20 protein-coding genes are annotated in these 19,735 nt (G+C 70.8%); 7 read left to right on the top strand and 13 right to left on the bottom strand.

Annotation, left to right across the window (positions count from 1 at the left end; genetic code table 11):
* Nucleotides 1-66: 66 nt before the first annotated feature.
* Nucleotides 67-774, bottom strand: a complete 708-nt coding sequence (locus ABRP24_RS04825) for a phosphatase PAP2 family protein (RefSeq protein ID WP_214527144.1) — start codon at nt 772-774, stop codon at nt 67-69.
* Between the two features lie 98 nt (nt 775-872).
* Between ABRP24_RS04825 and poxB the strand changes: the two genes are divergently transcribed.
* Complete coding sequence (gene poxB, locus ABRP24_RS04820) at nt 873-2,597, top strand: ubiquinone-dependent pyruvate dehydrogenase (RefSeq protein ID WP_027467199.1); 1,725 nt, start codon at nt 873-875, stop codon at nt 2,595-2,597.
* Between the two features lie 66 nt (nt 2,598-2,663).
* Here the strand turns inward: poxB and ABRP24_RS04815 are convergent, their stop codons facing one another.
* Nucleotides 2,664-3,347, bottom strand: coding sequence for an SDR family NAD(P)-dependent oxidoreductase (locus ABRP24_RS04815; RefSeq protein WP_071245800.1), 684 nt, complete (start codon nt 3,345-3,347; stop codon nt 2,664-2,666).
* A gap of 101 nt (nt 3,348-3,448) precedes the next feature.
* Here ABRP24_RS04815 and ABRP24_RS04810 point away from each other — a divergent pair, with 101 nt between their 5' ends.
* From ABRP24_RS04810 to ABRP24_RS04800, 3 genes are all read left to right on the top strand, one after another.
* A complete protein-coding gene (locus tag ABRP24_RS04810; protein ID WP_349847388.1) occupies nt 3,449-4,291 on the top strand; it encodes a helix-turn-helix transcriptional regulator in 843 nt (280 codons plus the stop codon).
* A 319-nt stretch (nt 4,292-4,610) separates the two neighbouring features.
* The gene (locus tag ABRP24_RS04805) at nt 4,611-5,408 is read left to right on the top strand and encodes a Sua5/YciO/YrdC/YwlC family protein (protein ID WP_349847390.1); all 798 of its coding nucleotides are present in this window, start codon (nt 4,611-4,613) and stop codon (nt 5,406-5,408) included.
* Between the two features lie 20 nt (nt 5,409-5,428).
* The gene (locus ABRP24_RS04800; RefSeq protein WP_349847392.1) at nt 5,429-5,929 is read left to right on the top strand and encodes a hypothetical protein; all 501 of its coding nucleotides are present in this window, start codon (nt 5,429-5,431) and stop codon (nt 5,927-5,929) included.
* Nucleotides 5,930-5,969: 40 nt separating this feature from the next.
* Here ABRP24_RS04800 and ABRP24_RS04795 read toward each other — a convergent pair whose 3' ends face one another.
* The 6 genes from ABRP24_RS04795 to ABRP24_RS04770 form a co-directional block, all read right to left on the bottom strand.
* Complete coding sequence (locus ABRP24_RS04795; protein ID WP_349847394.1) at nt 5,970-6,386, bottom strand: Rid family hydrolase; 417 nt, start codon at nt 6,384-6,386, stop codon at nt 5,970-5,972.
* 43 nt (nt 6,387-6,429) lie between these two features.
* Nucleotides 6,430-7,098 (bottom strand): hypothetical protein, encoded by a 669-nt coding sequence (locus ABRP24_RS04790; RefSeq protein ID WP_349847396.1) that lies wholly within the window; start codon nt 7,096-7,098, stop codon nt 6,430-6,432.
* Complete coding sequence (locus tag ABRP24_RS04785; RefSeq protein ID WP_071245787.1) at nt 7,095-7,289, bottom strand: hypothetical protein; 195 nt, start codon at nt 7,287-7,289, stop codon at nt 7,095-7,097. Before ABRP24_RS04785 ends, ABRP24_RS04790 begins: the two co-directional genes overlap by 4 nt.
* A gap of 207 nt (nt 7,290-7,496) precedes the next feature.
* Entirely contained in the window at nt 7,497-7,796 is a 300-nt protein-coding gene (locus ABRP24_RS04780; RefSeq protein WP_214527155.1) for a Dabb family protein, read from the bottom strand.
* A gap of 20 nt (nt 7,797-7,816) precedes the next feature.
* Nucleotides 7,817-8,704 carry an SDR family oxidoreductase gene (locus ABRP24_RS04775; protein ID WP_027467207.1) on the bottom strand — a complete coding sequence of 296 codons (888 nt, stop codon included), beginning with the start codon at nt 8,702-8,704 and terminating at the stop codon, nt 7,817-7,819.
* 145 nt (nt 8,705-8,849) lie between these two features.
* The gene (locus ABRP24_RS04770; RefSeq protein WP_111057501.1) at nt 8,850-9,581 is read right to left on the bottom strand and encodes a trypsin-like serine protease; all 732 of its coding nucleotides are present in this window, start codon (nt 9,579-9,581) and stop codon (nt 8,850-8,852) included.
* Nucleotides 9,582-9,778: 197 nt separating this feature from the next.
* On the opposite strand from ABRP24_RS04770, the gene ABRP24_RS04765 reads away from it, so the two are divergent.
* The gene (locus tag ABRP24_RS04765) at nt 9,779-10,492 is read left to right on the top strand and encodes a GAF and ANTAR domain-containing protein (RefSeq protein WP_349847399.1); all 714 of its coding nucleotides are present in this window, start codon (nt 9,779-9,781) and stop codon (nt 10,490-10,492) included.
* Here ABRP24_RS04765 and ABRP24_RS04760 read toward each other — a convergent pair.
* Together ABRP24_RS04760 and ABRP24_RS04755 are read right to left on the bottom strand one after the other, a co-directional pair.
* Nucleotides 10,489-11,424 (bottom strand): diacylglycerol kinase family protein, encoded by a 936-nt coding sequence (locus tag ABRP24_RS04760; RefSeq protein WP_301599688.1) that lies wholly within the window; start codon nt 11,422-11,424, stop codon nt 10,489-10,491. The genes ABRP24_RS04765 and ABRP24_RS04760 overlap by 4 nt on opposite strands.
* 73 nt (nt 11,425-11,497) lie before the next feature.
* Nucleotides 11,498-12,649 carry an acyl-CoA desaturase gene (locus tag ABRP24_RS04755; protein WP_349847400.1) on the bottom strand — a complete coding sequence of 384 codons (1,152 nt, stop codon included), beginning with the start codon at nt 12,647-12,649 and terminating at the stop codon, nt 11,498-11,500.
* Between the two features lie 164 nt (nt 12,650-12,813).
* Between ABRP24_RS04755 and ABRP24_RS04750 the strand changes: the two genes are divergently transcribed.
* Nucleotides 12,814-13,551 (top strand): GAF and ANTAR domain-containing protein, encoded by a 738-nt coding sequence (locus ABRP24_RS04750; RefSeq protein WP_349847402.1) that lies wholly within the window; start codon nt 12,814-12,816, stop codon nt 13,549-13,551.
* Between the two features lie 193 nt (nt 13,552-13,744).
* Here ABRP24_RS04750 and ABRP24_RS04745 read toward each other — a convergent pair whose 3' ends face one another.
* From ABRP24_RS04745 to ABRP24_RS04735, 3 genes are all read right to left on the bottom strand, one after another.
* Nucleotides 13,745-14,956, bottom strand: coding sequence for an ice-binding family protein (locus ABRP24_RS04745; RefSeq protein WP_175474974.1), 1,212 nt, complete (start codon nt 14,954-14,956; stop codon nt 13,745-13,747).
* 376 nt (nt 14,957-15,332) lie between these two features.
* The gene (locus ABRP24_RS04740) at nt 15,333-17,468 is read right to left on the bottom strand and encodes an Ig-like domain repeat protein (RefSeq protein WP_349847404.1); all 2,136 of its coding nucleotides are present in this window, start codon (nt 17,466-17,468) and stop codon (nt 15,333-15,335) included.
* A gap of 138 nt (nt 17,469-17,606) precedes the next feature.
* Nucleotides 17,607-18,893, bottom strand: coding sequence for a HupE/UreJ family protein (locus ABRP24_RS04735; protein ID WP_176708001.1), 1,287 nt, complete (start codon nt 18,891-18,893; stop codon nt 17,607-17,609).
* 122 nt (nt 18,894-19,015) lie between these two features.
* On the opposite strand from ABRP24_RS04735, the gene ABRP24_RS04730 reads away from it, so the two are divergent.
* Entirely contained in the window at nt 19,016-19,732 is a 717-nt protein-coding gene (locus ABRP24_RS04730; RefSeq protein ID WP_301623911.1) for a hypothetical protein, read from the top strand.
* Nucleotides 19,733-19,735 lie beyond the last annotated feature (3 nt).

Raw genomic sequence — 19,735 nt, 5'->3', positions numbered from 1 at the left:
GTCAACCGCCCCAGCCCCAGCCCCCAGCCCCCCGACCCAACCCAACCCAACCCAACCCGCCCGGCGTCAGCCCCGCCCCGGCCGCAGGAACGGCACCCGCGGCATGAGCCAGTCGACCCACACCACCCGCACCCCCGGCGCCACGGCGAGCGCCCACAGGATCGAGGCAGCGGCGTCGGTCGGGTAGTGGACCGCGTCGATCGACACCGCGACGAACACGATCACGATGGCCACGACCCCGAGCGTCAGGGCGAGCCGGTGCCACCGGGTCTCGCGGAGCAGCCAGATCAGGGCGACCACGAACGCCGTGATGTAGACCGTGTGCCCGCTCGGGTACCCGGGGTCGGGCTGCACGGGGAACGGGTGCGGCAGCACGGCGACGTCGGGCCGGGCGCGGTGCACGATCTCCTTCACGATCGCGGACGGCACCCACGTGATCGCGATGGTGCCGCCGAACGCCAGGGCCGGTCGCAGGTCTCGCGTGCGCCACCAGATCACGGCGACGACGACGACCGTGATCCCGATCGCCGGTGCCGGACTGATCACGTGGTAGACCGCCGTGCTGAACGCCCCGATGAACCCGGTGTGCAGCGCGTTGAGGGCCTTGGACAGCCCGAGGTCCACGGTGCCGAGGGTGAACCCGACGATGGTGATGACGACGACCGCGATGACGGCGATCGCCACCGAGACGAGCGGGTACGGCGAGCGCTCGAGGATCCCGTACGCGGCGGGCTCCCGTCGGCGGGGACGGAGGAGCGGCGCGTCGTCGGTCATCCCGCCATCGTCGCAGCACGACCCCGGCATCCCCGGGCGAGTGAGCCTCACAAAACTCCGAAAGCGTTCAGCGCAGCGGTCGCGAGTAGACAGGGCACATGCCAACCGTTGCCGAGAACATCGTCGCCACCCTCCGCGCCAACGACATCCACCGGGTCTACGGCCTGCCCGGGGACTCCCTGAACGGCTTCACCGACGCCCTGCGCAAGGACGGCACGATGCGGTGGGAGCACGTCCGTCACGAGGAAGCGGCCGCGTTCGCCGCCTCTGCCGAAGCCGCCCTGACCGGTGACCTGACCGTCTGCGCCGGCAGCTGCGGGCCCGGCAACCTGCACCTGATCAACGGCCTGTACGACGCGAACCGTTCGCGGGTGCCGGTGCTGGCGATCGCCGCGCACATCCCCACGGCGGAGATCGGCTCCGGCTACTTCCAGGAGACGCACCCGCAGGAGCTGTTCCGCGAGTGCTCCGTCTACGTCGAGTACGTCGCCGACCCCGTCCAGATGCCCCGCCTGCTCGAGATCGCCATGCGTGAGGCGATCGAGAAGCGCGGCGTCGCGGTGCTCGTGATCCCGGGCGACGTACTGCTCGCCGAGGCGAAGGACGACCGCGCCACCCGCATCGAGCGGGCCACCCCGCGCATCGTGCCGAGCGAGACCGAGCTGCAGCGCACCGCCGACCTGCTGAACGGTGCCGACCGGATCACGATCCTGGCCGGAGCCGGCGTCGCGGACGCCCACGACGAGGTCGTCGCCCTGGCCGAGCGGCTGCAGGCCCCGATCGTGCACGCGCTGCGTGGCAAGGAGTACATCGAGTACGACAACCCGTACGACGTCGGCATGACGGGGCTGCTCGGCTTCGCGTCCGGGTACCGCGCGATGGAGGACGCCGACGTCGTGCTCATGCTCGGCACGGACTTCCCGTACCAGCAGTTCTTCCCGGCCAAGGCGAAGCACGTGCAGGTCGACATCCGCGGTTCACAGCTCGGCCGGCGGCACCCCGTCGACATCGGGCTGGTCGGCACCGTCAAGGACACCGCCCTCGCCCTCATCCCGCTGCTGACCGGCTCGCACCCGACGAAGCACCTCGAGGACTCGCTCAAGCACTACCGCAAGACCCGCGAGAAGCTCGACGACCTGGCGGTGCCGGCCGGCAGGAAGAAGCCGCTGCACCCGCAGTACGTCGCCCGGGTGCTCGACCGGCTCGCCGCCGAGGACGCCGTGTTCATCCCCGACGTCGGCTCCCCCGTCGTCTGGGCCTCGCGCTACCTCACCATGAACGGCAAGCGCCGGCTGATCGGCTCGTTCGTGCACGGCACGATGGCGAACGCCGTCCCGCAGGCGATCGGTGCGCAGACGGCGTTCCCGGACCGGCAGGTGATCGCCCTGGCCGGTGACGGCGGGCTGACGATGCTCCTCGGTGAGCTCATCACGATCGTGCAGAACAAGCTGCCGGTGAAGATCGTCGTGTTCGACAACTCGTCGCTCAACTTCGTCGAGCTCGAGATGAAGGCCGCCGGCTTCGTGAACTACGGCACCGAGCTGCAGAACCCGGACTTCGCCGCCGTCGCCGAGGCGATCGGCATCAAGGGGTTCCACGTCGACGTGTCCGACGACTTCGAGGACGCCATGGCCGCCGCGCTCGCGCACGACGGTCCCGCGCTCGTGTCGGTCCGCGCGAACCGCCAGGAACTCTCCATGCCCCCGGCGGTCACGCTCGAGCAGGCGAAGGGCTTCACGCTCTACGCCATCCGCACGGTGCTGTCGGGTCGCGGCGACGAGCTGCTGGACCTCGCGTCCACCAACGCGCGCCAGCTGCTGTAGACCCGACCGGACGTCGGCCTGGAGGCCCGTGGCGGCGCCGCCACGGGCCTCCAGGCCGTCACGACGTCACCACCCGAGCGTCTGGCCGTCCTCCAGGAACACGCCGGTGGGGCCCTCCGGGCCCGCGCTCGCGGCGGCCGCGATCGTCGCGGCGCTGACCTCGACGGGGCGACCGTGCGGGTTCGGCATGCCACCGAACTCGGTGGCCGTGTAGCCGGGCTCGATCGCGACGAAGTGCACCTCGGGCACGACGCGTGCGTACTGCACCGTCAGCATCGAGACGGCGGCCTTGGACGCGCCGTAGACCACGGCGGGCACGGTGAACGCGGGCTTCGACGGGTCGTGGGTGGCGGTGAAGGAGCCGAGCGCGCTCGACAGGTTCACCACGATCGGGTTCGCGGAGCGACGCAGGAGCGGCAGCGCGGCCTCGGTCGCGCGGATGGTGCCGACGGCGTTCGTGTCGAAGACGGCGAGTGCGTCCGGGCCGCTCTGCCCCCAGACGGCGATGCCGGCGTTGTTGACCAGCACGTCGAGTCCGCCGTTCGCGTCGACGTGGGCGAAGGCCGCGGCGACCGAGTCGTCGTCGCGGACGTCGAGCTGGACGGAGCGGGCGCCGATCTCGGCGGCGACCGCGGCGCCCTGGTCGGCGTCGCGGGCGCCGATCCAGACGGTGTGGCCCGCCTCGACGAGCTGGCGGGCGGTTTCCTTGCCGAGGCCGCGGGTGGCCCCGGTGATGAGTGTCGTTGTCATGGGTCCAGCGTCACGCTGGACGACGACCGCAGGGAGTCGCCCGGTTGTCGTAGGACCGGCAGGGCCAGGACCCGGTCGCCCGTCGCGCGCAGACTGGGGACATGGCGGACACGGACTTCGGGCACACCCTGCGGCGGCTGCGCGACCACGTCTCCCCCGAGGCGGCGGGCGTGGTCGTCGGGCCGCGTCGGCGCGCGACCGGTCTGCGGCGTGAGGAGCTGGCCGGCCTCGCGGGGATCTCGGCCGACTACCTGACCCGGCTCGAGCAGGGGCGGGCGACCTCGCCGTCCGCCCAGGTCGTCGAGGCGCTCGCGCGGTCGCTGCGGGTCGCCGATGCCGACCGCGAGCTGCTCTACCGGCTCGCCGGGCACGCGGTCCCCGGCGCCGACGTGGTGCCGTCGCGGATCCCGCCGAGCGTGCAGCGGCTGCTCGACCGACTGGCGGACACCCCCGTCGCGGTGCTCGACGCGGCCGGGAACCTGCTCGTCGCCAACGCCCCGTACGACGCACTGATGGGGCCGATCGGGGCGCTGCGCGGGAACGACCGGAACACCGCGTGGCGGCACCTGGTGGGATCCGGCAGCCGAGCCGTGCACACGCCCGAGGAGCAGGCGGCCTTCGAGGCGAACCTGGTGGCCGGGCTCCGGATGACCGCGGCCCGCTACCCGCTCGACCGCCAGCTGCAGCAGCTCGTGCGGGACCTCCGGGCGGCGAGCCCGCGGTTCGTCGAGCTGTGGGACTCGGGCGCGACCGCGCTCGGCGAGACCGCCCGCCGGAAGGTGGTCGACCACCCGGACGTCGGGCGGATCACGCTCGACTGCGACACCCTGGTCGTCGGGCCGGAGGACCTGCGGATCCTGGCGTACACGGCCGAGCCCGGGTCGGTGGACGCGGAGCGGCTGGCCCTGGCGATCGTGGTGGGGACGCAGTCGTTGGTGGGGTGAGCGGGCCGTCGCCCGCGGTCGGGCGGCCGGCCGTCGGCCGGCGTCCGGCGGCGTCGCACAACCAAAGTGACCTCGAACCACGCGATCACGTGGCTCGGATGCACTTTGGTTGTGTACGGCTCAGTGGTTGTGCACGGCTCGGCACCGGCCAGCCGCGGCCGTTCGCTCGCTCGCTCGCTCGCTCGCTCGCTGCGAGCCCGCCTGAACCCTCCGGAGAAGGCCCACAGGTCGCACCCATCGCCCTTGTCCGGCTCAGACGCCGTCCCTAGGCTCCCGCTGTCAGACGATCGTCTGGCTCATGAGTGGGACGAGGACTGGCATGAACGACGACACGCAGGTCAGCATGAACCGGGTGCACTGGACCGGCGGTGTGCCGCGCAGCGCGGTGGACGCCCTGCTGCACGACGGCGGGCTGGCGGTGGTCCCCACCAAGGTCGGCTACATCCTGATGACCTCGGACCGCGCGGGTCTGGAGCGGAAGTTCGACGCGAAGGAACGCAACCGCAACAAGCCGGGCGTCGTGCTCGTGAGCTCGCTCGAGATGCTCCGGAGCATCGCGCAGCTCACCCCCGAGATCGACGCCCTGTACCAGCGGTGCTGGGACGAGGACATCCTGCTCGGGTGCATCCTGCCCTGGAGCGACGAGGGTCGAGCGGCACTGCCGACGGACGGCTCTGACGACCTCATGATGGACACCCGCGGGACGTCCTGCTTCGTCATCAAGTTCGGCGTCCCCGGTGAGCTCGCCGCCCGCGAGCTCTGGACCGAGCACGGCAGGTTCGCCTTCGCGAGTTCCGCCAACCCGTCGGGTACCGGTAACCGTGGCGTGGTGGACGGGATCGGCGAGCGCATCGCCGAGCGCGCCGACGTGATCGTCGAGGCGGACGACTACGTCGCGTCCATCCAGCCGGAGCAGAGCGCCGAGACCCGGTACGAGCAGGGCGTCATGGTGTCGATGGTCGACAGCACGGGGACCCTGATCCCGCTGCAGGACGGACGTCGATCGGTCGTCCCCGCTCCGACGCTGATCCGCAAGGGGCTCGACGTCGACCGGATCATGGGACTGCTCGCCGACACGTTCACGAGCTGGGACTACCGGCAGGGCGAGTACTACTGAGCCCGCACGAGAGGACTTCCGTGGGCAGGAACCGCCTGTCGCGTGAGGACGCCTCGAGCCGCATCACCGCGTTCGTGTACGGCAACATCGTGATCCTCGGCACGATCGCACCGATGGTCCCGGACACCGCCGAGAGCGGTCGGGGGCTCTGGTACGTCCTCGCCACCGCGTTCTCGACCTTCCTCGCACACACCTTCGCCGAGTCGGTCGGCCGACGTGCGCGGAGCGACCATCGACTCACCGGGGAGACCGTCCGCGCCGAGCTGCGGGATTCGTTGCCCGTCCTCACCTCGGGTTTCCTGCCGGCTGCCGTCCTCGCCTACGCCTGGCTGACCGGCACATCCGGGCTCGCGGCCGAGATCATCGCGATCGCGTACCTCGTGGTCCGGCTCGCCCTCCTCGGGCCCGTCGTGGCCAGGCTCCGCGGCGAGAACCCGTCCCCGCGGACGTTCGTGGCCGGCCTCGTCCTCGCGCTCGTCGGTGTCGGCATCGCCCTGGTCAAAGCGGGTCCGGACTTCTGAGGCGCGCGCGGGAGCGCGGGAGCCTCGACACCTCGCGCCGTCACGCGGGCTGACCGTCGGCGACGGCCGCGACGGCTTCGATCTCGACCAGCTGGTCGTCGTAGCCGAGCACCGTGACCCCGAGCAGGGTGCTCGGCACGTCGTGCGCGCCGAAGGCATCGCGCACCACCTGCCATGCGGCGACGAGGTCGGCCTGCCGCGAGGACGCCACGAGCACCCGGGTGCTGACGTCCTCGATCGACGCACCGGCGGCTCGGAGTGCCTCCCGCATCGTCTCGATGCACAGGGCAGCCTGGCCCGCGTAGTCGCCGACCGCCGCCGTGGACCCGTCCGGTTCGAGCGGGCAGGCCCCGGCGAGGAACACGAGCCGGGTCCCGGCCGGCACGGTCGAAGCGTACGCGTACTGCGCCGCGTCACTCAGGACGTCGGACCGGATGAGACGGACAGCGCTGGCCATGCCCGTCATCCTGCCAGCAGCGACGTTCTGACCTGCGAACGCTTCAGGCGCAGTACTCGTACGGCAGCTTCGCGACCGACCCCACCCAGATCGCAGCGACCGTGGCGCCGTCCGTCCCGAGCTGGAACGTCATGTAGCGTCCGTCAGCCTGCACGCTCCACATCGAGTACGGCCCCTGCTCCTCACCGTAGGTCCCGGTGTACTGCAGGTCCGGGTACGCGGACCGCACTTCGGTCAGGGGTGCTCCGATGCCGATCCCGGCGTCGGTCTCAGGCGAGTTCGTCGTCACCGGGTCCGCCCCAACCCCACCGATGGTCACCCCGGCGACCTTGCCGTCGCGGGGGATGACGATGAGGCCGGGGGCGTCGGCTCGCTCCCAGAACGTCGTCTCCGGGCTGGCCGGACACGCATCCGTACTCCGGGTGTAGGCGGCTGCCAGGTCGTCGATCTCGCCCTGTACTGCGCCACCGAGGGCGATCGGTCCGACCTCGTCGGTCGAGATGGTCCAGGTCGCGGGATCCGACAAGCTGAACGCTGTGTCCGTCGCGGGAGCGGTCGGGGTCGGAGTACCGGTGTCGGCCGGTGCAGTCGGCGTCGCGGTCGCCGTCACGGTGCGGGTCGGCGTCGCAGCCGGTGAATCGGAACAGGCGGTCAGCGCCACCGCCGCGACGAGCCCCAGGGCCACGCCGGCGGTCCGGACGATGCCGCTCACGCGGCACCCGCCACACTTCGCCGCTGCCGGTCAGGCGGGAGCTGGGGACCGGGTTGCTGCACCGTCCGCCAGCTGCCGATCCGCGGGTCGAGCCGGACGGTGTCACCGCACTCGTCGCAGTGCGCCGCTCCCGCCTCGCCGAGCAGGATCTTCGCGCCGTCGTGGACGAACGGGTTCGGGTTGCCGGGCATCGTCTGTTTCCCTCCGTCGGCGGATGTCGAACGGTCCCCGCCCGCAGGCGGGGACCCTACCGGCGCGGGCTCCGAAGAGCCACGGCACCGGCCGGTGACCCCCGCGCCGTTGCGATGGCCGGTCCACCGTACGTCGAGGCTCCACGAACAACGGAACCCCTCGACCGCCATCGCAACCAGAGCGTTACACAGCTTCCGCCGCAGCGGTCAGTCGGCGTCCTCGACGTCGAACACGACGACCCGCGCACTCGCCGCTCCGATGAACTCGGCCACCGGCCGGTGCTCCGGGTGCGGCAGGTACCCGGCGAGCGCGGCACGATCGCGGAACCGGACGACGAGCATCCAGTGGAACCCGCCCTCCAGCCCCTCGGTGCTCACGCTCGTACCGGACTGCACCGACTCGACCCCCTCGATCCGTGGCAGGTGCTCGCGCGACAGGGCCGAGGCCTCGGACGACCGGTCCTCCCCGTCCCACTCGACCAGCACGGTGTGCGTCACTCCGGACACGTGGTCCCCTTCCTCGAACATCAGAACGCCGGCGTCCCACCGGCGATCGTGATCGTCGACCCGGACTGGTAGCTCGACTCCGGGCTGACCAGGTGCACGTAGGCGGCACCGAGCTCGGCGGGCTGCCCGGGGCGACCGAACGGCGAGCTCTCCCCGAAGTGCGACACTGTCTCGGCGTCGTCGGAACCCGGCTGCAGCGGCGTCCACACCGGCCCCGGCGCGACGGAGTTCACGCGGATGCCCTTCGGCGCGAGCTGCTGCGCGACGGCCTCGGTGAAGAGCTTGATCGCGCCCTTCGACACGGCGTAGTCGATCTTGTCCGGCGAGGGCGTCGACGCCTGGATCGAGCCGGTCGTCACGATGGTCGACCCGGGCTCGAGGTGCGGCACCGCAGCCTTGGTCAGCCAGAACAGCGAGTAGATGTTGGTCTTGAAGGTGGAGTCGAACATCGACGTGTCGAGCGTGAGGATGTCCTCGTTGCTCTCCATGCGCCCTGCGACCATGACCAGGGTGTCGAGGCCGCCGAACTCGTCGACCCCCTTCTGCACCAGGTCCGTGCAGTACTGCTCGTCGGAGATGTCACCGGGGAACAGCACGGCGCGACGGCCTTCGGACTCGAGCAGGTCGCGGACCTGTTCCGCGTCCTCCTGCTCGTCCGGCAGGTACGAGAGCACCAGGTCCGCGCCTTCGCGCGACAGCGCGATGGCGGCGGCACGGCCGATGCCGGAGTCGGCACCGGTGACGATGCCGCGGTATCCCTTCAGGCGTCCGAGCCCTGTGTAGCTCTCCTCGCCATGGTCGGGCTTCGGGTCCATCTTCCACGCGGCGCCCGGCAGTGACTGCTCCTGCTTCGGGTATGGCGGTGCCGGGTAGAGGGTGTTCGGATCGCGCTTCTCGTACTGGCTCATGGCCCCACTGTCGTCGCGGCGCCCGCACGGGCGCTCAGCTGGTGGGTGACGGACGCCGAGCAGGCGACCCCGGTTCTGGAAACGGGTGGGGACGGACGGGAGGCGCGGTGCCAGCTGACACCGCGCCTCCAGTCCGTCAGGTGGTTCAGACGCCGGCCGTGGTGCGGATCCAGGACGAGGCCTGCGACAGCAGGGCGTAGTTCGAGCCGGCCTTGGTGTTCGCGCCGGGGTCGGCGCTGTCGCCGGTGGAGCAGACGGCGACGACCTTGCCGTTCACGAGCAGCGGGCCGCCCGAATCACCGTGGTTCGAGGCGCCGGTCACGCCGGTGAGGTGCTGGGCACGACCGCCGAAGGCGTCGGTGCTCGCGCCGGTGAGCGACACGGTGGCCTGGTAGAGGCCGTCGGACTGGGTCGCGTTCGCGCGCAGGCCGTAGCCCTGGATGGTGCCGGTGCCGGTCGACTTGGCCGTCGCGGTGAGGTCGAGGGGTGCGTAGGTGGACAGCGAGTAGGCGGTCCGCAGGTGCACGAGCGCGATGTCACCCGCCGGCGAGGTGCTGACGCGGTCGACGGCGACGGCCGCGCCGCGGTTAACGGTGGAGTTGGAGTGGTACACGTTCATCGCGCCGATGCCGTCGATGCAGTGCCGGGCGGTGAGGATCCACGAGGCGTTGAGCTGCTCGCCGGTGCAGTTGCTGACGTAGCCTGCGGGGATGCTCCCGCCCGAGGCTTCGAGCTGCACCGCCCACGAGGTGGTGGGGGCCTTCTCGCCGCCGACGACCTTCGTGCTGACGGGCAGCGCGGACGCGGGCGAAGCGGCGAACACGCCGGCGGTGATGACGGCGACCGCGGCGAACGCGGCTGCGATGGACTTCTTCATGACGACTCCTCTGTCGGTGAAGCACCTGCCAGTTGCTCTGTGCAACTGATGCGTCATCCTGACCCTTCTTCAGGGGTCGCACCAGTCCGCACTTCGACGGACGCGGTCTGCGGAAGGGTCGTCACGGGTCCCCGACGATCGTCCGGTACGCGAACTGGCTGAGCCGTGCGCCATCGGTCTGGACGTAGCGTCGAAGCATGACGACCAGTGACGCGATCAACCTTCCGGATCGGTTGGTGCCGGCCCTGGACACCGACCTCGAGGTGCTCGACGCCATGGACCGGGTCATCGCGGCATGCGTGGAGGGGACCTCGGCGACGGAGGCGGGCGTCGTGCTGGCCGACCAGTCCGGTGTACTGCAGGTCATCGCCTCGACGAGCGAGCGCAGCAGCGAGGCCGAAGAAGCGCAGCTCGGGACGAACGAGGGCTCGTGTCTCGACTGCTACCGGAACGGCGAGACGATCGACGTGCCCGACGTGTCCACGCACGAGACGGAGTGGCCGGCGTTCGCGGCGACGATGCGTGAACGCGGGCTGCACGGCACGTTCGCCGAGCCGATCCGTCTGCGGGACCGCACCATCGGCTCCCTGTGCGTCTTCGCCGACCACACCCGCGGGCACAGTGACCAGGACGTCGTGCTGATGCAGCTGCTCGCCGACGCGGCTTCGGCTGCCCTGGTCCGACAGCGCGACCGCGGGGTGTCGACCACGATCGAGGAACAGGTCGAGGACGCGCTCGAGGCCCGGGTGCTCCTCGAACAGGCCAAGGGCGCACTCGCCTACCGCCGGGGCATCCGCATGGACGAGGCGTTCCAGATCCTGCGACGTGCTGCTGCTGGTGCGGGCCGCGGGATCCGGGCCATGGCGGAGGACGTCGTGCACCGGGGTGCCGACCTCGGCAGCACCGGCTAGACCGGTTCCGTCCGGAGCACCAGGCCGTGGTGGTGCGTGGTGAGCGACACCGCGACCACCTCGCCGAACGCGTCGCCGTCGAGCTGCACACGCTCCGGGGTGTCGACGGTCAGCCGCAGCGTCCGTGCCCGGGTGTACCGGAGCGCACGCGAGGTCGGCAGCACCCGGGCCAGGAGCCGCCCGAACCGGGTGCGCGCGAAGAACCGGTTGAGCGTCAGGGCGTACCCGACCTTGGTCCACCCGAACCACCCGGCCGGCCGGAACGCCACGGCGTCGAGGATCCCGTCGTCCGGGCGAGCCGCGGGGAGCAGCAGGATGCCCGCGGTCAGGGTGCCGCAGTTCCCGACGATGATCGTGTGCGCGCTCATGCTGCGGAGCGGGCCGTCGTCGATCCCGTAGTGCACCGGGATCTGCCGGTTGCCGATCACGGACCGGGCGATGGGATCCGAGTAGGCGACCCACCCCAACCGCTTCTTCACCCACGCGTTCGTGTCCGCGGCCATGCTCGCATCGAGCCCGATGCCGGTCATCACCAGGAACGCGTGCGACGTCGTGGTGCCCGACGGGTCGGTCAGGTCGGCCAGCCCGACGTCGATCGGACGGTCCGTCCCGCCGAAGCCCGCACGGACGGAGCGCACCAGGTCGCCGAGGGGCAGCCCGAGGTTCCGCGCGAACAGGTTGCCGGTGCCACTGGGGACGAGCGCCACCGGCGTCCCGGTGCCGCGGAGTTCCTCGGCGACGACCCGGAGCGTACCGTCCCCGCCGGCGACGAGGACGACGCTCGGGTGGGCGTCGCGCGCGGCCCGTGCAGCAGCCCGTCCGTCGTCGTCAGCACTCGTGACGAACCAGAGCGACTCGGCCCATCCGTGGGCGCCCTCCTCGGCTCCGAGCACCGCTCGGAGGCGAGCCTGGTCGATCTTGGTCGGGTTCACCACCACCGCTGCTCGCAGCTGGTGGGGTTCGTTCGGGAGGTTCGGCACGGGGCAGGGCGGGGCGGGGCGGGGGTCAGTGGATCCGGAGTTCGGTGATCATCGGGCAGACGAAGGGGTCGCGGGCGGCGAGGCCGACGCGGTTGAGGTACCGGACGACGATGCCGTACGAGCGCAGCAGCGTGGTCTCGGTGTAGGGCACGTCGAGGGTGTCGCAGTGGTCACGGACGAGCAGGCGGGCCTGCTTCAGCGCCGGACGCGGCATCGACGGGAACAGGTGGTGCTCGACCTGGTAGTTCAGGCCACCCATCAGGAACGACACCCACCAGCCGCCACGGATGTTGCGCGAGGTGCGCACCTGACGGGAGAAGAAGTCGACCTTCGCGTCGTGGGCGATCGTCGGCATGCCCTTGTGGTTCGGGGCGAACGAAGCACCCATCATCACGCCGAACACGGCAAGCTGCACCCCGAGGAACGCACACGCCATCCCGAACGGCAGGAACCAGAACACGACCGTCAGGTAGATCGCGAACCGCGCCACGAGCAGGATGCCCTCGAGGACCCGCCCCCGGGTGTCGCTGCGGCCGCCGGTGCCCCGGAGCACCGACATGACGGCGGCCCGGTGCAGGTTGATCCCCTCGAGCGTCAGCAACGGGAAGAACAACCAGCCCTGGTACTGCACGAACAGCCGGAGCGGCCCGTTCGTCACGGCAGCGGCGTCCTCGGGCAGGAACCGGATCGCGTCCGGCGCGATGTCCGGGTCCTTGCCGACGGTGTTCGGGTTGCCGTGGTGGCGGGTGTGCTTGTTCATCCACCACGAGTAGCTGAGGCCCACGAGGAACGTGCCGAGCCAGCGGCCCGCGCGGTCGTTCCACTTCTGGGACTCGAACACCTGACGGTGCGCGGCCTCGTGCGACAGGAACGCGAACTGTGTGAACAGCACACCCAGCGCGCCGGCCACGATCAACTGGAACCACGAGTCACCCAGGAACGCGAACACGACCCAGCACGCAGCCGTCGCCACGACGAGCGCGGAGAACAGCGCCCAGTAGAACCCCCGACGGCGCTCGAGCAGCCCGGCTTCCTTCACCTGCGCCAGCAGCGCGGAGTAGGACGAGGTGCCGCCGGTCCGCGGTCCGGCCGGGGAACCGGTCTTCCGGTAGCCGCTGGCGAGGGGTTTCGAGCTGGTCTCCCGCTGCGGGCTGGTACCGGCGTGCTGCGTCGTCATGGATTCCCTGGTCGTCGACGGAATGGAGGAACGTTCCGGCGGCCGGGGTCTGGGGCTGCTGCTCCAACGCTAGAGCCGCCGCGCTCCCGGGTGCAAGCCACAGGTCCGCGTGTCCGCTGCTCGGTTACGGTTGTCCCGCCTGCTCGACGGAAGGACCGCTCCACATGACCGAGGTACGCGAAGCACGACTGGTCGAGACGTTCGTGACCCTCACCGACAGCCTGGTGGCGGACTACGACGTGGTCGACGTCCTGCAGACGCTGGTCGACCGGGCGGTCGAGTTGTTCGACGCCGCCGCGGGCGCGATCCACCTGCTCGACCAGCAGGACGAGCTGCGCGTCGTCGCGTCGACGAGCGAGCGCAGCAGCTTCATCGGTCTGCTCCAGCTCAACGCCGGTGAGGGGCCCTGCATCACCGCCGTGACCACCGGTCGGCTGGTGACCTCGGAGAACGCCGACGACCTGCGGCAGCACTGGCCCCGGTTCGCCGAGGCATCGAGGGCTCGCGGCTACGCGGGCGTCCATGCCATCCCGCTCCGGCTGCGGGACACCACCGTCGGGTCGCTGAACCTGTTCCGCGAGACGGAGGGAGCGCTGAACGGCGCCGATGCCCGAGCCGCGCAGGCCCTCGCCGACGTCGCGACCATCAGCCTGTTGCAGCAACGGACCCTCGAGCACGCGACGCTCACCGCGGAGCAGCTCCAGCGCGCGCTCGACAGCCGGGTCGCCATCGAACAGGCCAAGGGGTACCTCGCACGTGCGGCCGGGGTTGACGTCGAGGAGGCCTTCGACATGATCCGTCGCTACGCCCGCACACACCAGCGCTCGCTGAGCCAGGTCGCCGCAGCCGTGGCACGAGACGACGTCCCGCTCGCCGACCTCATCGTTGCCGGAGCGTCCTGAGGGGTCCCTCGGGACGCCCCGGCAACGACCAGGTCGTCCTCGACGAGCCGGGAGGCCCGTGACACGTCGTCGAAGACACGACCGGTCGGCATGCCTCCAGGTATACGGGCACGTGGACCGACCGCAGGGCCGGCGACGGCACGCAGACGGCCCCGCGACCAGGGTCGCGGGGCCGTGAGGATGTGCGGGTTGATCAGATGCGGCCGACGGTGCGACGGCGACGACGCAGCAGGACCATGAGCGTCGCACCCGCGGCGAGCAGCGCGGCGGCGATGCTCAGCGGGACGGTCGGGTCCGAGCCGGTGAACGCGAGCTCACCGGTGGGCTGGCCGGTTCCGCCGCCGCCACCACCGCCGGCGCCTGCGGGGCCGCTCGGGGTGCCGGTGGGTGCCACTGCGGGTGCCGTCGGAGTGGGCGTCGCGGTGGGCACCGGGGCCGGGGCGCGGACGGTGATCGTGACGACGCTGGTGTCGTCCGGGCTGGTGCCGTTCGATGCGGTGATCGTCACGGTCGACGTGCCCGGGGTGGTCGGGGTGCCGGAGATGACGCCGGTGGTGCTGTCGATCGTCAGGCCGTCGGGCAGGCCCGTGGCGGTGAAGGTCGGGTTCGGGGTGCCGGTCGCGGTCACGGTGGACGAGTAGGGCACGTCCACGGTGCCGTCGGACGGGGTGCCCGAGGTGATGGTCGGCGACTCGGACGGGGTGCCCGGCGCGGGGCAGCCGTTCGATGCCGTGATCGTGTTCGTGTCGAGGGTCACTGCGCCGGTGCGGGCCAGCAGTCGGCCCTGCACGGTCGCGCCGGTGGTGGCGGTCACGGACTGCTGCGCCAGGACGGTGCCCTGGAACTGGGCGCCGGTGCCGACGGTCGCGGAGCTGCCGACCTGCCAGAACACGTTGCACGAGCTGGCACCGCCGGTGATCACGATCTGGCTGGCGGACCCGATGGTCAGGGTCGACGCGGCCTGGAACACCCACACGGAGTTCGCGCTGCCGGCCAGGGTCAGCGCACCGTTGTTCGCCAGGGCGAGGGCGCCGCCGGAGTACACGCCGGGTGAGAGCGAGAGGCCGTTCAGCTCGGTCAGACCGGTCTGCGTCGGGGAGAGCGAGGCGGCGACGTTGTACGCGGTGGTGGTGTCGCGCTGGGCCTGTGCGGCTGCGGCGTCGGTCTGGTGCGTGGTGCCGTTGACGACGCCGTTCGGTGCGCCGCCGAAGCCGGTGATGGACGTCCCCGGCGACAACCCGAGGTCGCCGTTGATCACGGAGGGGCCGGTGTTCGTGACCGCGCTCGCGCCGAGGACGCCGTAGGTCGAGGCGGTGCCGAGGTTGACGGGGCCGTCGATGACCGTGGCGGCCGATGCCCCACCACCGGTGCCGAGGGTGATCAGCGCGACGGCGGCGGCCGACACGACCAGGAGGGAACTGCGTCTGAGATGGCGAGCCTGCATGGTCCGGCCTCTTCCTGCAAGGAGAGGCGGGGTGACGTCGACGACGAGCGCGCATTCTCGGTGGCTCGAAGTATGCGCTTCCCCAGAGCGATTACCTAGGAATGTCTGAACATTCGCTCAAAGCCTGGCAGTTGACCTGGCCGTCTAGGCAATCCCGGCCAGTGGGCGCATGCTCACCACAGGTTGACCGGTCGCTCTCACCAGCGGCCGGGTAGGGAGTTCGGGTCTCCCGTCAGCCGGTGCGGCGCCGGTCCCGGGTAGGACAGGGCGCCCACCCCCGGCCGCACGGCGAAGGGCCCCGCGATCGGGATCGCGGGGCCCTTGCTCGTGCCTGGTGCTACTTGATGACGACCGTGATGGTCGGGCTGGTGCTCGTGGCGATCTCGGAGGTGCCGAGGAAGACGGCGTGCAGCTTGTGCGTGCCCTTCTTCAGCTTGAGCGCCGAGGTGTTCGTGCCGTGCGACACCTTGACGTCGGCGAGGCGCTTCGAGCCCTCGTAGATCCGCACGGTGCCGTCGACCCGGAAGCCGGTGGCGCCGACCTGCACGCTCGCCTTCCCGCCGCTGTACTGCAGGACGGCACGGGACGGGGCCTTCGAGACGGTCACCGTCGTCGCCTTGGCCGTCGTCGAGTCCGTGCCCGAGTAGGTCGTGTCGGCGTTCACGAACGAGGCCGTCACCGAGTGCTTGCCGATGGCGAGAGCGCTCGGCAGCGTGATGCTGGCCGTGCCGTTCTTCACCGGAGCTGTCCCGAGCACCGTCTTGCCGTCACGGAAGGTCACGGTGCCCTGCTGGGCACCGACCCCGCCGCCGATGGTCGCGGTGACCGTGGCGGGCGTCTTGGTGCGGTACGTCTGCGTCGCAGCCGACACCGAGAGCGTGGTGGTCGTCTTCGGCAGCGTGGCGTGCAGGTTGAACTTGTCGACCGTCGAACCGATCGCAGCCGGGTCGGCCGTGGCCGTCGGCTGGAGCGTCACGCCGCAGCTGTCGACCTTGCCGTGCTGCACCGCCGAGTTGAGCGTCGTGCAGTCGCTGGCACGGATGTTCTCGACGGCGAGCTTGTCGTCGGTGACCGAGACCTTCACGAAGGTGCGGACGTGCTCCTGGTTCTCGACCGAGTTGGCGAAGTGACGCTGACCCGTCGGGTCGAGCGGGTCCGAGCCGTAGCCGCCCTGGGTGGCGTCCGGGGTGGTGAGGTCGTAGTACTTCGAGCCCGAGGCCGAGTTCGCCGTCATGTAGATGACGCCGCCGGGGCCGGAGAAGACGTCCGGAGCAGCGGGCTGCTCGTTGACGTTGGCCTTCTTGCCGTTCTTGATCGCGTAGCTGCGGGAGTAGGAGTGGTCGTGGCCCTGCAGGACGAGGTCGACGCCCATGTCCGAGAACGAACGCGTGAAGTCGAACCGGCGCTGCTGGTTGTCCTTGTCGTTCGCGTGGTCGGCGGGCGAGTAGATCGAGTGGTGGTAGACCAGCGTGGTCCACTTCGCGTCGTCGCCGTGACGGGTGATGACGTCGCGCACGTAGTTCACGTGGGCAGCGTCCGAACCGGCCGCGTAGGCGTTCGAGTTGATGTCGATGAACAGGACGCCCTTGTACATGTACCAGTAGTCGCCACCCGAGTTCGCGGTCGTGTTGCCGCCCGGGTAGAAGTCCGGCACCTTCAGGGAGTTCGGCACCTGGTTGTGCTGCTCGTAGGCCTTGCCGCCCACGTCGTGGTTGCCGATGGTCGACGCCCACGGGTAGCGCTTCAGCACGTCGCTGCTGTCGGCGAACGCACCCCACTCGTACTCGTTGTTGGCGTGCTCGACCTGGTCGCCACCGGAGACCAGGAGCTCGGCGTCCGGCTCGGTCGACGTGGCGTACTTGAGCGTGTCCGCCCAGCCGGCACCGTCGTCGTCGGTGAAGCCCGACGAGCCGATCTGCGGGTCGCCGAAGAACAGGAAGTCGAAGTCGCCGGAGAAGCTCTTCGTGGTGAAGGTGTACGACGCGGACCAGGCCGAACCGTCCGCCGCACCGACGTGGTACGTGTACGAGGTGTTCGGCTCGAGGGCCGAGATGGTCGCGTGGGCGTTGATGTAGCCCGACTCGGCGGCGATGCCGGGGATGCTCTTGGTGTTCGAGTCGGTCGCGCTCGTGTCGGCCGCGGTGTTCGCGGCCTCCGAGGCGGCGATCGTCTGCTTGGCGTCGGTGAAGACCCCGTCCGTCATGGACGCGGTCTTCTGGATCTCGAGCGACTGCGCGACGTTCGTGGGGAAGTACCACGAGGCGATGCGCTGGCTCTCGGTCGCGCCGACGCCGAGCAGGACGTGGATCGGGCCACCGGTCGAGATGTTGGTGGTGGGGGTGTTCGTCGCAGCGGTGGCGGCGTTCGTCCCGACCATCGAGGCACCGGCGATGAGCGCCGCCCCGAGGACGGCTCCGCAGACGCGGAGGGTGGTGGTTCTGCGCCGGGTAGTGGCGCCGGACAGGAGACTCATGTGGGTCCGTTTCTCAGACGTGGGATGGTGCAGCACGGAAGACTCTGCATGCACTGCAAAACGTCTTGGTAAACGCTGAGTGACAGTTCGTCGCCGTTCAGGAACGAGCTCGACCTGTCAGCGGGTCCACGGCGAGCGTCAGCCCGCAGCCAGCCGTTCGACGAACCAGATCATCCCCATCACGAACACGCCGGCGGTCACGGCACCCGTCACCCAGAGCGACACCCGGTGCGCCTTCCGCCGCAGCAGTGAGAGCGGCGGGAACACGATGACGATGATCGCGAGCTGCACGGCCTCGATCCCGACGTTGAAGATGAGGAGCGAGACGAGCAGCTGCCACGAGAACGCCTCGTGGATGCCCAGCGCCCCGGCGAACCCGAGCCCGTGGATGAGCCCGAACGCGAAGACGACGGCCAGGCGGGTCCACCCGGCGCGGTCGAGCGAGAAGTGTCCGTGCTCGCCGACCACCAGCTCGTCGGCCCGAGATCGACGACGCCAGAGCCGCCACAGGTACCAGCCGGCGACCGCGGCGATGGACAGGGCGATGAGCGGCTCCACGACGATCGCGGGCGGGCTGACCACTCCGAGGGCGGCGAGGATGAACGTGATCGAGTGGGCGATCGTGAACGCGGACGCCGTGTAGACGACCTCGCGCAGTCGACGCGACCCGGCGATGAGCGCCACGAGGAACAGGATGTGGTCGATCCCGGTCAGCAGGTGCTCGGCGCCGAGGCGGAAGAACTCCCAGAAGCGCTCCCCCGCCGACTGCTCGGTCGAGAACGTGCGCTGCGAGGCGTCGAGGGTGGCCGAACCCGTCCGGTCGTCGACGTCGTAGGTGACGATCGTCTTGGTGTCGCGCACGAAGGTCTCGTCGTCCGGGAACAGCTCGGACGACACCACGTGCCCGGACTGCGTCTCGGACGGTTCGGGGCACGTGAAGTCCGCGGTCACGTGGGCGTACGGCACCTCGTCCTGCAGGTCGACCGTGACGGCGTCGTCGAGCGTGCCCGTGCAGGCCTGCCCGCCGGCTCCGGTCACCGTGAAGCGGTCGAACACGTACTTCCCGATCGCGTCGGTGTGCGCCTCGGCAGCCGTCACCATCCCGGGGAAGTCCCCGTCGTCCCAGGCCTTCTGCCCCTGCTCGTGCAGCGCGTCGTCGTGCTCGCTCGTGGCCACCGAGACGAGCATCAGGTCGTACTCGAGCCCGAGCTTCGCCTGCACGACCGTCGGCTTCGTGGACGTGACGTCGGCGTAGACCACCGAGCTGAACCCGTGCGCCGATGCCGGTGCCGCGCCCGCGAGCACACCGATCACGACCACCCCGAGCAGCACGAGCGCGGCGACGACCCGTGCGACGAGCGCGGACGCGGGAGACGAGTGGGCAGGGCGGGCGCGCAGGAGCGCGGCGGTGGTTCCGGAGGGCACGCGCAGACGATCCGGCCCGCAGGCGACCGGCAGGTGAACAGCCGGTGACCAGCAACGGGACGGGTGTTGGACAGGTCCCCCGCCCGGCCCGGGGCGGCCGGCGGGCGTGCTTGCATGGTTCCGTGACCCGCCTCGCCACCCGGACGACCGTCCTGTTGACCGCCGTCGCCCTCGCGGGTGCCGGCGCCGTCCTGCTGGCCGGCTGCTCCGGGGCGTCGGACGACACCACCGGCGGCACCGGCCCGACGGCGACCGCGTCGGCGCACGCCTCGGCAGGGGTCCTGGGCGCCGGGTTCTCGGACCCCGACCAGCCGCCGGCTCCCGAGGCCACCATCCACCCGGAGCCCGGTTCGTGGTCCGGTGTGCACGCCCCCGCCGGCTACGACGTCGTGCTGCTCTCCGACGCCGGTGACGCCGCCGACGCCCCGACCCGGACCCTGCTCGACGCCGTCGAGTCGTGGGCCGCGGACGAGGACGTCACCGTCACCCCCGTCTCGGCGAAGGACGCCGACGACCGCATCGCCGCGGTCCTGCGCGCCGTCGACGCCGAGCCCGACCTGGTCATCACCGTCGGCAACCACATGGTCGACCCGCTCGCGGCCGTCTCGCCGACCGCGCTCCACCAGCAGTTCCTGGTCGTCGGTGCCGAGATCGCCGAGCCGACGTCGAACGTCACGGCGGCGGACTGGACGGGCGGCGGGTTCCGCGGCGAAGGCCTCGGCCCGTCGAGCCACTACGACCCCGAGACCTTCACCGAGGACCGCGCGGCCCGTGGTCTGCGCGCCGGGCTCGCCGCCGTGCTCCACGACCTGCGCGGCATCGTCGTCTGGGTGCCCTGACCG

Origin of the sequence: Curtobacterium sp. WHRI 8282 (genome assembly GCF_040223925.2) — a bacterium.
Lineage (GTDB): Bacteria > Actinomycetota > Actinomycetes > Actinomycetales > Microbacteriaceae > Curtobacterium > Curtobacterium flaccumfaciens.
This window is presented reverse-complemented; position numbering and strand designations above follow the sequence as displayed.